The organism is Clostridium sp. HMP27 (assembly GCF_000765165.1).
GTDB lineage: Bacteria > Bacillota > Clostridia > Clostridiales > Clostridiaceae > Clostridium_AK.
Genome location: NZ_JMFY01000043.1, coordinates 59,494 through 72,317, shown reverse-complemented (window position 1 = coordinate 72,317; position 12,824 = coordinate 59,494). Strand labels below are relative to the sequence as shown.

The window sequence follows — 12,824 nt, the reverse complement described above, 5'->3', positions numbered from 1 at the left end:
CTTAAGTCATAATTTTTTTAAAAACCTCTTATAAAAAGTATAAAAATGGTATATAATATATACGAACATATGTTCTAAGGTATGAATTGAAATTTATTAAGAGGTTGAGAGTTTATGAGTAGATTAATTTTTCACATTGACGTAAATAGTGCATACCTTTCATGGGAGGCAACCTACAGGCTTCAGCAAGGAGAGGAATTAGATCTTAGAACAATTCCATCAGTGGTAGGTGGGAATGAGTCAAGTAGACATGGAATTGTTTTGACGAAATCCATTCCTGCAAAGAAATACAATATTCAAACCGGTGAAACTTTATATAATGCTAGAATAAAGTGCCCTGAATTAGTAGTGGTACCACCAAGATATTGGCTATACGTTCAGTGCAGCTCAGCTATGCATGAAATATTACAAGAGTATACACCCAACATACAAAGATTTTCTGTAGATGAAAGTTTCTTAGATTTTTCTGATATGGAAAATTTACATCCAGATTATATTAAACTTGCTGAAACCATAAAGCAAAGAATAAAAGATGAATTAGGGTTTACAGTGAATATAGGAATATCAAATAATAAACTACTTGCAAAAGTTGCTTCAGATCTAAAAAAGCCAGATAAAATACACACTCTATTTCAACGGGAGATAAAGGAGAAAATGTGGCCTCTTCCAGTTGAAGATTTATTTATGGTAGGTAGAGCTACAACTCCTAAATTACACAAATTAAATATCAATACAATAGGAGATTTAGCAAATTATGATGTTAATATACTAAAAAATATTTTAAAAAGTCATGGAGAATTAATTTGGAATTATGCTAATGGTATAGATAACTCAAAGGTTAAAAAAGGTAATTATATTGATATTAAGGGCATAGGGAACTCTACAACAATTCCTTTTGATGTAGAAGATAAAGAAACAGCCCATAAGGTAATTTTATCTTTATGTGAAACAGTAAGTATGAGGCTTAGAAATTCAGGTAATTGCTGTAAGGTGGTTTCAGTATCAATAAGAGGCAGTGATTTGATATCTTATTCACGTCAAAAGAAGTTAATTACAGCTACAGATTCCACTAGAAAAATATATGAAGTAGCATGCTTGTTATTTGATAATGCATGGAAAGGAAATAACATAAGACATCTAGGGGTGCATATAACAGATTTTTGTAATAATGATTTTTATCAATACAGCATACTTGATTCCTTTGATTATGATAGAGATAGAGAATTAAATAAGGCAGTGGATGAAATTAGATTAAAGTATGGAAATAAAGCTATCATGAGATCGTGTTTTCTGCATTCAGGTTTGAGTTCAATGTGCGGAGGCATAGGGGAAGAGGACTATCCGTTAATTAGTTCTATGCTATAGTGAAAGGTGAGATTTATGAGAATCATAGCTAAGCCAATTGAAGTAGTTTCTTACACCAACGATAAGGGTGATATAAGGCCTTTAAGATTTAGGTTGCAGATGGAGGACGAAACTATAAAGGTAATAAAAGTTGATAAGGTTATTGTAAAAGAAACTGAGAAGCTTGCTGGCAATATCATGCTTGTATTTAAATGCCAAAGCTTAATTGATGATGTGATGAAATTATTTGAAATTAAGTACGATTTAAAAACCTGCAGATGGATGCTATATAAAATCTAGTGCCACCCACATGACAAGTGGCAAACTAGGCATAGGATTATACTGACACATAAAGATTTAAATTTATTATTAGGTACAGGGAGATGAGGTTGAATGAATAAGAATATTTTTTTATCCTATTGTTGGAAGGATGAGGAAGTTGTAAACGAAATAGATAATTATTTTAAAAGTAGACAGGTTATATTTCAAAGGGACAAAAGGGATATTGAAAGTTGGGAAAGTATAAAAGTCTTCATGAAGAGAATAAGAAAAAGCAGCTACGCAATATTAGTGATTAGTGACAATTATTTGAAATCTGTAAACTGTATGTATGAAGTATTAGAAGTAATGAAAGATGAAAATTATAGAGAGAGAATACTTACTGTAGTTTTAAATGATGCCCTAATATATGATGCATTAAGTAAAGCTAAATATATAAAGTATTGGAAAGAAAAATACAGTGAATTATATGATACAATAAAAGAGATTGATGATAATCAAAGTACTATAAAATTATTAGAGGAACTTAAGAAAACTAAGGAGATAATGAATAATATCGGTGAATTTATGGCAATAGTATCTGACATGAATAATCCTTCCATAAATAATGTTTGCGAAGAAATAGGAATTAAGCTAAAAAACAATAGCTGAGGATAATCAAATTAATATATAGGAGAGAGGTTTTATTATGATATTTTATTTTTCAGGTACAGGCAACTCTTTAGAGGCAGCTAAAAAAATTGGAAGTTATAACGATGAACTATTGATTTCTGTATCAAAGGAAATGAATAGTAAGAGTGGGAGTTTTGAGTATACTCTAAAAGATAACGAAGTTATAGGATTTGTATTTCCGGTGTATGCTTGGGCACCGCCTAAGATGGTGCTGCAGTTTATTGAAAAATTAAAGATTAATAATTATAATAATAATTACATTTTTTCTGTAGCAACTTGTGGAGAAAATATAGGGAACACTATGAAGATTCTTGATAATTGCCTGAATAAGAAAGGCATGAAATTAAGCAGCGGATTTTCCCTTGTAATGCCTAACAACTATATTATTATGGGTAATATTGATTCAAAAGAAGTTGAAAGTAAGAAGTTACAGTGTGCAGATGAAGTTTTAAGAAATATTAGCAGGATAGTTAAAGAAAAAACAGTGGGTATATTTCAAATTGAAAAGGGATTCTTACCGGGAATATTAACATCAGTCATAAATCCATTATTCAATAAATATGCCATGAATACAAAAAAGTTCAATGTAAATAATAAGTGTACTAGGTGTGGAATATGTGAAAAAGTATGCAATTCTAAGACTATTAGGGTTAAAGAAAAACCAGAGTGGGGAGATACATGCACACAATGTTTAGCATGTATTCATCTTTGTCCAGTAAAAGCTATTGAATATGGTAAGAATACGCAAAATAAGGGAAGATATAAGAATCCTAATATAAGTATAAGCGAGATGTAAATAACAATTTAAGGAGAAAGAACTATGAGAGTAATATTTGAATTTAAAGACTCAAGTGGCACAGTACTTACAGAAAATAATATAGAAAAGCAGTTAACTAATGAAGAAATTCTTGTAATCTTAAATAGTAAGGAAGTAGCTTATCCGGTACATGATGGATTTTTGTTCACAGTTAAGCACTGTGTAATTGAGAATTCCATGTATGATATGTTTGCAGAGCCTTATAAGTTAAAAATAAGTCTTAGAGAAAGGCTATAGATTAAATCTATAGCTTTTTTATATATTTATAGCTGCATTAAATGTTCTATAAAATGAAGCATCAATTAATTTCTGGTGTAATTTCCTTGCAGTAAAGCTTAATATTTGTTATGCTTATATAAGAAATGCTTAGGAGGCTAACTAATTTATGAAGGAAAAACCTGAAGATTGGATTGGATATTGGATTAATAAAATCGATAGAGCCATGAAAAATGTTCATGATAAAAGGTTTCAGGAGTATGATCTAACCACATCCCAAAAGTCAATTTTGTATCAGCTTTGGAATAAGGATGGACTTACTCAAAAAGAAATTCAAGAAAATCTATGTTTGAAAGCAGCTTCTGTATCTGGACTTGTAGAGATGTTACTAAAAAAAGGATTTATATATAGAGAACAGGATGATGAAGATGCAAGATTCAAAAGACTTTATCTAACGGAAAAGGGAAGACAGATGAAGGAGATATCTATAGCAATTTTAAAAGAAATTGAAGATGAAGTATCTCAAGGGTTTTCTGATGATGAAAGAAGAATTTTTATATCATGGATGAGAAAGCTATATATTAATCTTAATGCTATAGAAAAATAAGTATATAGCATATTTTAATGCGTTTAATTATACTTAGATGCTTAGGAAGCTAAATAAAGTAGTTAAAATAAGGGAGGTAGCAAAATATGAATGAATCAAAAGAATTGGAAACGGAAAGTGTAGGGAAACTTCTCCTTAAATTTTCTATTCCAGCTGTTATAGGCATGCTTGTTAATGCCCTATATAGTATTGTAGATAGAATATTTGTTGGAAGAGGAGTTGGATCACTTGCACTTTCAGGTGTAGCAGTTACCTTTCCTATTACCAATATAATTATGGCAGTAGGAATGCTTGTAGGAACAGGTGCTGCAGCGGTAGTTTCTATAAAACTGGGACAAAAGAAGAAAGAAGATGCAGAAAAGATTTTAGGGACTTCTTATGTTCTTACAATAATAATGTCAATAATCGTAACTATTTTAGGACTTATATTTTTAGAGCCTCTTTTAAAGATATTGGGTGCAAGTGCAGAAACCATGCCTTATGCAAAGCAATTTGGAGGGATAGTACTTCTAGGAACTGTACTTCAAAATATAGGATTTGGACTGAATCCAATAATTCGTTCACAAGGTGACCCTAAGACAGCCATGAATACTATGCTTATAGGTGCTGTACTTAATTTGATTATAAATCCAATATTAATATTTGGATTTAATTTAGGAGTAGTAGGATCAGCAATTTCAACTATTGCTTCGCAAGCTGTTTGCTCAATATGGATATACAAATATTTTACAGGAAACAAAAGTTTATTAAAGCTAAAAAGAGAAAATATGAAATTGAAAAAAGCTGTTATTAAGGAAATAATAGCAATAGGTATGTCTCCTTTTGCTATGCAAATTGCAGCTAGTTTAGTTACTATTACTATAAATACTAATTTAGCAAAGTATGGTGGAGATCTTGCTATAGGAGCTTATTCTCTTATAATGAGTATTGCTGTTTTAATATTGATGCCTGTACTCGGTGTAAACCAAGGGGCACAGCCTATAATAGGATATAATTATGGAGCAAAAAACATAAGTAGGGTTAAAAAAACATTGCTGTACTCAGTTATTGTAAATACGTGTATATCAACGGTTGGATTTATCTTAGTTCAACTATTCCCAACTGAAATTATTAAAATTTTTAATAAAACAGACCTTAAACTTATAGCTCTTGGAGCAAATGGACTTTCTATTTATCTTATGGCTTTTGCTCTTGTGGGACCGCAAGCAACTTGCACTAATTATTTTCAGGCTGTGGGAAAGGCAAAATACTCAATGTTTTTAAGTTTACTAAGACAAATTATACTGCTTATACCTCTTATATTAATACTTCCCCATTTTTATGAATTGAATGGAGTATGGATATCAGGACCAATTGCGGATTTTGTTTCATCAGTGATAACGTTCATTTATATAGGATATGAAATGAGAAGGTTAAGAGCACTTAGAAATGATGAAGCAGTTGACTCTTCTGAAGCAAGAGTTAAGTTATCAGTTTAATTAGGGATAAATAATGGATAAAATATTATATTAATTTTTTCAAATGTTGAAGACTAAAGCATCTGCAGTTTGCAGGTGCTTTTTAAATGCTCAAATAGTAATAGTTTTTATATATTGAATGTATAGTTATATTCATAAGTACTTGGTGGGAAAATTATTTGTTGGAATCTATTGAAAGAAAATGTCTAAATATGTATAATTATAATGTATAATTTAGAATTAATTTTAGTATATATAAACTTAGGATTATATTGGTCAAATGTTTGTTGAAATAATACTGAGTCTTAGATAAAGGTGGGAATATACTTATGAATTTTGACTATGAGATAGAAAAAATAAATGCCATTAGCATTACTTCTGAAGAATTTAATTCTTATGAAATTCCTAGTAATGTTCGAAAATCTATAGCTCTTTATAATAAGTCTATTATAAATTTAAAACTAAAGCTTGTGAACTTAGCTATAACAGACTTAAAAAGATCTTTATCACTTAATTCAGATTTTTGTGAGGCAATAAAACTTTTAGGGTTATGCTATGTACATAAAAAGGAATTCAATAAGGCTGAAAAAACTTTTAAAAAACTAGCTAGCTATGATATATATACCAAGCTGGCAAATGAATATCTACAGGAACTAAAGGCTGAGAGAACTGTTTCAAAAGCTCTTAATACCATAAAAAATGTTAGTTCAAATTCAAATGATAGAAATAAAATAAAAATTACTAGTAACTTTACAAAAAAGTTCACTATATTATTTTTAATAGTAATTATGATAATTACTATTTCAGGATTAGTTTATTGGAACGAGTCTAATATTAAGGCAATGTTTAGTAAAACTAAAAATACTTATGCGAATAAAAACCAAGAAATTGAACAAAAACAAGCAATGAATGAAAAATACAATAAAATAGAGGAACAAAACAAGAAACTTCAGAAGAACTTGGAAAATACAAAATTAGAACTTGATAATTATAAAAACAAAAATAACATTATTTTAATGATAAGTAATGCTGAGAAATTTTATTCAGAAGGAAATTACGAAAAAGTGCTGGATAATTTAATAGCGTTAAAATCTTTAAAACTTGATAATACAGAAAGCTCAAGAGTGGATAAGCTTTGGAATAGTATGAAAACAAATAATATATGGGCTATATACAATGAGGCAAACAAATTATATAAACAGGGAAAGTACCAAGAGGCATTACCAAAATTGATAATTGTTGAGAAAATTAATCCGGAATTAGATATAATGCCATGGGTGCTTTACCAAATAGGAAATTGTTATAAACAAGGTAATGATAATAGAAATGCGCTTATATTTTTTCAAAGAGTTAAGAATGATTATCCAAATACAGAATATGCCGGTTATTCCCAAGGAATGATTAATGAAATAAAATAAATTTACTTCAATGAAATTGTTCGAGAAATAAATACCATTAAAGATATCAAAGGAAATAAGATATTGATAATAAATTAGGGTACATAGTTAAGAGGGAAATATAAGGGATATTTTTATAGGTAAACATTATTAATATAGCCATATAAGTTATAACTTATATGGCTATTAGTTTACTTAAGAGTTAGTAATAGAACTAATAAGTTCATCTAATTGCATAAGTTCAGTTTTTAATTCAAAAGAAATGGAATTTTTATGTAGAGAATTTATATAATTTTGTATCTCGGAAAGATAGTTATTTATACTTATCATTTGGATTTCATGAGACTTTATAGATAAATTCAGCTTATTTTTATAACTACCCAGTCTTGCTATTAAAACTTTTAGTTCATTAACGCTTGAATAGCAAAAATTACCACTAATATTTACTAATTTGTTTATTCGCTCCTTTTCGGTTTCGATTTCAAATAATATGTTAATATTTGAATTTGGTTTTTCAAGTAGAAGTTCTTCATCTTCAATTTCGAATAAATTTGATTTCATTGATGTATGTGGTGTTCTTTCGTCTATAGCTTTAATGGAGCCGCTTAGGGATTGTATAGTATGGCCCATCTGTTTTGTAATGTATAATATACTAATAATGCTGATAAATATTATAGCAATAACTCCAATAAATATGTTAGTTATTATAGTCTTTGTTTCTTTTATTAATTGATTTTGTTCTATAATACCTACAACCTTCCATCCGGTAACTGAATTCGTTGTATATGAAACGTAGTACTCTCCGGATGGACCGCTAGAATATAAGCTTCCTGATTTTTTGCTATATATGCTATCAATAAGATTCTTATTAAAAACAGCTTTAGAATTGCTATTTTCACTATTATCAACTATAAAGAAATCTCTATTGTCACTTCTTGATATAATATAAATGTCCCCTTGATTAAATTCTTTGAAGTAGCTTATTTTTTTAGATAAATCATCAAGATAAATATCTATAGCTAGAACGCCTTTAAATTTATTTTCCTTATCCATAACTGTTTTAGAAACAGTTATGATATGTTTCTTTGTAGTGCTATCAATATAAGGCTTTGTCCAAGTAATTTTGCCTTTAGAGTTAATTGTATTTATATACCATGGTCTTTGTGTTGGCTCCCAATAATCATTCGAAAGTTCTCCCGAGGTATCTGGCCATGATATAAGTTTTTTTACACCAAATATTTTTTTTTCTGGTGTAAAATAAGCAAATGCAGTTGATGAATAAGCCTGTTGAAAGGTTTTTAAAAGTTCAAGAGTAGAATTATAATATTTCTCAGGATTGTCAGATACATATTGAATCATTTCATTCTTAGATAGCATCTCAACAGCACTTTCTAAGGTGGATAAAAATTCAGTTATTGAAACATTATGCTGTTCTATGGAAATGTTAAAGGATTTAGTAGATTTATTTGTAGATATTATACGGTTAGCATTTATATAAATATTTGTAACTATAAGGATAATAATTACAATAAGTATAACGATTTTTGCCGTTAGGTTATTTAATATTTTAGACATGAAAGCACCTCCTGAGTATAACTACATAATCATTCTAGCATATACATAAGTTCCAGTGTTAAAATTTTTTTGTTCAAAACTACAAAATAATAAGTTATAATAAAAACGATTATTGTTGAACATCAACTAAATGGAAAAAATAACTGATTTTATATTGAGATTTAGAATATATTTTCAAGAAGGAATAAGGTGTAGAATATGAAACTTAAGTTTAAAAGAAGAATAGTATTACCAATATTATTTCTAATGACGATGCCTACACTAATACTAAGTATTTCTTTTTTTAGTAGAATGCAAAAGATTTATTATGATAATGTTGTTCAGAATACAGAGAATTTTTTTAACTTGATTTCAGAAAGAACTTATAAAATAAAGGATGATTTTTATTCTGAACAAATGTTGTCTAGTGAACTTTCTTCACTTAAAAAGTTGGGAGTTGTGGCATATAAGGGAGACGATATATTTTATACCAGTTTAGATGGAATTAACTTGGATATTAGCATAATAAAACTTGGTCATACAGAGAATAAAAGATATGAAATTAAGAAGAAAGCTTATGAAAACTTAAATGTCTCTATATATGTAGTAATTGATAAGTATGAGATATTCTTTGATGTTTTAAATGTATATAAGCCATATTTGATATTAATAATTGTTTCGATATTTATTTCACTACAAGCAATTCTTTTTTTAATAGATAGTTTTTCAAAACCTATATCCATACTTTTGGAAGGATATAATGATGTAATAACGGGAAACCCTAAAAATAATATAGATATTAAAATGGAAGATGAACTAGGGCTTTTGGGTGAAGCATTTAATGAAATGAAACAACAGATAGCTATTGGAAGTAATAAATTTTTACAAATGAAAAGATTTAATGAGGACATATTACGCAGTATCTCAACGGGAATAATAACTGCAGATATGTGTGGAAAAATAAGAAATTATAACGATGCTGCATCAGATATTATTGAAAGGGTAATGTGTCTTAATGAAAAAAATCCCAAAATAATAAAAATACTTGTGATGCAGATAAATGAAACTATAGACAGAATGGACTCTGTAAATAGAATAGAGCATTTTAATGAATATAATACAAAGGAATCAGTTTATTTAGATATAACTACAGCATTAATGAGGGATTCTTCAGGGGAATGTATTGGAGTAATTTGCAGTTTTAATGATATTACAAACAGGAAAAAGATTGAAGAAAGCGTAGAAAGGATAGATAGACTTACTTCATTGGGAGAGTTAACAGCAGCTTTAGCCCACGAGATAAGGAATCCTCTTTCAGGAATTAAGATGAGTGCACAAATATTAAATAAAAGGCTTACTAGTCATCTTAAGGCATCTGAACAAAATTTATTTGAAGCTATAATCAAAGAGACAGACAGGCTTGATTTATTAATTACAGATCTTCTAAACTTTTCAAAACCTAGAATACCAAAGTTTCAAATTATAGATGTATTCGAGATTCTTAACAGAGCACTTCTTTTTTCTGATAAAAAAATAAGGGAAAAGAATACAATAGTTAGTATAAATAACGATATAGATGAATCACAAGTGTACTTTGATAAGGGACAACTTTTACAAATTTTTTTAAATATCATATCAAATTCATTGGATGCAATAGATACAGAAGGTGGTCTGAAAATAAGCGTGGAAAAATTGGTATATAAAAATGATGCATGTATATGTGTATCATTTGAAGATAATGGATGTGGGATTGATAAAGAAAATATAAATAGGATTTTTGATCCTTTTTTTACAACAAAAGAAAGTGGAACTGGTTTAGGCCTTTCTGTAGTACATAAATTAGCTACATCAAACAATGGAAATATTGAAATAGAAAGTATAGAATCAGTTGGAACCATTGTAAAAGTATATTTGCCAAAGTATAGGGGAGAGATTAATGAATACTAAAATTTTAGTAATTGATGACGAAGAAATAATGCGATTGACCCTTGGAGAAGGGCTATGTGATTTTGGATATAACGTAGAAACAGCAGCAGACGGCTTGGAGGGAATAAAAAAATTAAAGGAATTTAGGCCTGATGTTATATTGCTTGACATGAGATTAGGACCGGAAAATGGCCTGAATATTGCAAGAAAAATAAAGGAAATAGATGAATATGTTGAGATAGTTATTATGACAGCATATGGAGATATTAAGACTGCTGTAGAGGCAATAAGGATAGGCGCTATAGATTATATAAAAAAGCCTTTAGATATTGAAGAGATTGAAGTTACTATATCAAAGGCAATTGCCAGTCAAAGTATGAAGAAAAAATTAAAGCTCTATGAAGAAAGAGAACTAAAATCTGGTGATACATTTATAAGCAAAGACCCTGCAATGGAAGATACTATAAGAAAAATGAATGTCTTATCTCAAAATGATTCTGTAACTGTATTGATAAGGGGAGAAACTGGCACAGGGAAAGAAGTTATTGCTAACTATATACATAAAAATAGTGCTAGAAAGAATTCCCTAATGCTCAGTGTTAATTGTGCTGCAATACCTAGGCAGCTTCTTGAAAGTGAACTTTTTGGTTTTGAGAAAAATGCATTTAGTGGAGCAAATTCCAGAAAGAGAGGGCTTCTAGAACTAGCCAATGGTGGAACTGTATTCCTTGATGAATTAGGGGAGATGCCGCTTGATATACAGTCCAAACTGCTTAGATTTCTTGAAACAAGAAAGTTTAATAGAATAGGTGGACTTGAGGAAATAGAAGTTGATATAAGAGTAATTGCAGCTACTAACAAAAACCTTGAAGAAGCAATAGCTAAGAAGGAATTTAGAGAAGACTTATATTATAGGCTAAATGTAGTACCTATTTTTATTCCAGCATTAAGAGAAAGAAGAATTGACATTATTGAGCTTTCTGAATACTTCTTGGATGTTTTTAACATTAAATTTAAGAAAGATTTTAAAGGTTTCACAACTGAAGCTATTGATAAGATGATATCTTACCAATGGCCAGGAAATATAAGAGAACTTAAAAATATTATAGAGAGAATTGTAATCTTAAATAATGAAAGTTTTATAGATGTAGAAAATCTTCCTAGTGAGATACAAGAACAAGTAACTGATAAAAAATACGTAGAAACTACAGAAGAATATGAAGAAATAATTCAATGTGGTTTTTCTCTAGAGGAAAAGGTTGCAGAATTGGAAAGGTATTACATAAAAGAGGCGCTAAGCAAATCAAAAGGAAATTTTAGTGCTGCTTCAAAACTCCTTGGAATTTCAAGACATGCGCTTAATAGAAGGATGGAAAAATACTTTAATGATATAATAAAATAATTATTATAAAATTTGTTGATATGCATAAAAATGCTCTATATTGAACAATGTGTTTGATATCGAGCATTTTTTTATGTGCTTTTTCGAGCGATTTTAGTATAAATATGCATAAAAATTATCATTTCTTAAATTTTATCTACGTTCCTTATTTGGCATGAATCTTGCTGTATATATTTAGTGCTAAGATTAATGTCCAGAAATTAAGCAGGAGGTAATTATTTATGAAATCGATTTTGAAAAGCGTAATTGAAGATAGTAGGGATAGTACAAAACTTGGACAAGTAGCAGCGTATATTCCTGAACTTGCAAAGGGGAATAGAGATGCCCTTGGAGCATGTATTTTTGACATAAGTTGTAATTCAATTTTAGAAGGTGACTATGAAACAAAGTTTACTATTCAAAGTGTGTCAAAAGTAGTAACCCTTATATGCGCCCTTATAGACAATGGGAAGGAAGTGGTTTTTTCTAAGGTAGGTAACGAGCCTTCCGCAGATCCATTTAATTCATTACTAAAGCTGGAAATAAATGAAAACCACAAGCCTTTAAATCCATTTATAAATGCGGGGGCAATAGTTTGTACGTCTCTTGTATCAGGGGATAACGGTATAGAAAAGTTTAGTAGAATCCACAATATGATGAAAAAATTGGCCAATAATGATGACATTGATGTAAACTATTCAGTTTATAATTCAGAAAAACTAACTGGAAATACGAACAGGGCGATAGCTTATTATCTTAAAGGAGCTAACATAATTGAAAAGGATGTAGAGGACACATTAGATACATATTTTAAGTCTTGCTCAATAGAGGTAGTCGTGGAGGATGTAGCAAGGATAGCTTCTGTAATTGCCAATAATGGTGTAGCACCGTGGTCAAATAAAAGGTTAATTCCAGAAGAGGTTAGCAGAATAGTCAAGGCTATTATGACAACCTGTGGATTATATGATACATCTGGAACGTTTTCTGTTAATGTTGGTGTTCCGGCTAAAAGTGGAGTAGGTGGATGTATCATGGCAGTTGTACCAAATCGTATGGGAATAGCAGTTGTAGGACCAGCACTTGATAAGCATGGAAACAGCATTGGTGGAGTGAAGGTCATGGAAGGTCTTTCTAGAGAACTAAATCTAAGTATTTTCTAATTTTTATAATAGAA

The 12,824-nt window shown here is 29.6% G+C and carries 12 protein-coding genes; 11 read left to right on the top strand and 1 reads right to left on the bottom strand.

Going from position 1 to position 12,824, the window contains the following annotated elements; translation table 11 throughout:
- Positions 1 to 114 precede the first annotated feature (114 nt).
- The 8 genes from DP68_RS16660 to DP68_RS16625 all read left to right on the top strand — a co-directional run bounded on the left by DP68_RS16660 (position 115) and on the right by DP68_RS16625 (position 6,810).
- On the top strand, positions 115 to 1,365 hold the full coding sequence (locus DP68_RS16660) for a DNA polymerase IV (RefSeq protein ID WP_035311538.1): 1,251 nt from the start codon (positions 115 to 117) through the stop codon (positions 1,363 to 1,365).
- Positions 1,366 to 1,380: 15 nt separating this feature from the next.
- Positions 1,381 to 1,644: a hypothetical protein gene (locus DP68_RS16655; RefSeq protein ID WP_035311536.1), complete on the top strand. Its 264-nt coding sequence runs from the start codon at positions 1,381 to 1,383 to the stop codon at positions 1,642 to 1,644.
- Between the two features lie 93 nt (positions 1,645 to 1,737).
- Positions 1,738 to 2,274: a toll/interleukin-1 receptor domain-containing protein gene (locus tag DP68_RS16650; RefSeq protein WP_052085869.1), complete on the top strand. Its 537-nt coding sequence runs from the start codon at positions 1,738 to 1,740 to the stop codon at positions 2,272 to 2,274.
- A 37-nt stretch (positions 2,275 to 2,311) separates the two neighbouring features.
- Positions 2,312 to 3,091 carry an EFR1 family ferrodoxin gene (locus DP68_RS16645; protein WP_035311534.1) on the top strand — a complete coding sequence of 260 codons (780 nt, stop codon included), beginning with the start codon at positions 2,312 to 2,314 and terminating at the stop codon, positions 3,089 to 3,091.
- Between the two features lie 24 nt (positions 3,092 to 3,115).
- Positions 3,116 to 3,349, top strand: a complete 234-nt coding sequence (locus DP68_RS16640) for a hypothetical protein (RefSeq protein WP_035311533.1) — start codon at positions 3,116 to 3,118, stop codon at positions 3,347 to 3,349.
- Between the two features lie 148 nt (positions 3,350 to 3,497).
- Entirely contained in the window at positions 3,498 to 3,935 is a 438-nt protein-coding gene (locus DP68_RS16635; protein ID WP_035311530.1) for a MarR family transcriptional regulator, read from the top strand.
- Positions 3,936 to 4,021: 86 nt separating this feature from the next.
- Complete coding sequence (locus tag DP68_RS16630; protein WP_035311529.1) at positions 4,022 to 5,413, top strand: MATE family efflux transporter; 1,392 nt, start codon at positions 4,022 to 4,024, stop codon at positions 5,411 to 5,413.
- A 308-nt stretch (positions 5,414 to 5,721) separates the two neighbouring features.
- The gene (locus tag DP68_RS16625; protein ID WP_035311528.1) at positions 5,722 to 6,810 is read left to right on the top strand and encodes a tetratricopeptide repeat protein; all 1,089 of its coding nucleotides are present in this window, start codon (positions 5,722 to 5,724) and stop codon (positions 6,808 to 6,810) included.
- 174 nt (positions 6,811 to 6,984) lie between these two features.
- On the opposite strand, the gene DP68_RS16620 is transcribed toward DP68_RS16625, so the two are convergent.
- Positions 6,985 to 8,364, bottom strand: a complete 1,380-nt coding sequence (locus tag DP68_RS16620) for a cache domain-containing protein (protein ID WP_035311526.1) — start codon at positions 8,362 to 8,364, stop codon at positions 6,985 to 6,987.
- Positions 8,365 to 8,562: 198 nt separating this feature from the next.
- Here DP68_RS16620 and DP68_RS16615 point away from each other — a divergent pair, with 198 nt between their 5' ends.
- The 3 genes from DP68_RS16615 (at position 8,563) to glsA (ending at position 12,810) form a co-directional block, all read left to right on the top strand.
- Positions 8,563 to 10,290 (top strand): ATP-binding protein, encoded by a 1,728-nt coding sequence (locus DP68_RS16615; RefSeq protein WP_035311525.1) that lies wholly within the window; start codon positions 8,563 to 8,565, stop codon positions 10,288 to 10,290.
- A complete protein-coding gene (locus DP68_RS16610; protein WP_035311524.1) occupies positions 10,280 to 11,671 on the top strand; it encodes a sigma-54 dependent transcriptional regulator in 1,392 nt (463 codons plus the stop codon). The genes DP68_RS16615 and DP68_RS16610 overlap by 11 nt, the downstream gene beginning before the upstream one ends.
- 221 nt (positions 11,672 to 11,892) lie before the next feature.
- On the top strand, positions 11,893 to 12,810 hold the full coding sequence (glsA, locus tag DP68_RS16605) for a glutaminase A (RefSeq protein ID WP_035311523.1): 918 nt from the start codon (positions 11,893 to 11,895) through the stop codon (positions 12,808 to 12,810).
- The last annotated feature ends 14 nt before the right edge of the window (positions 12,811 to 12,824 follow it).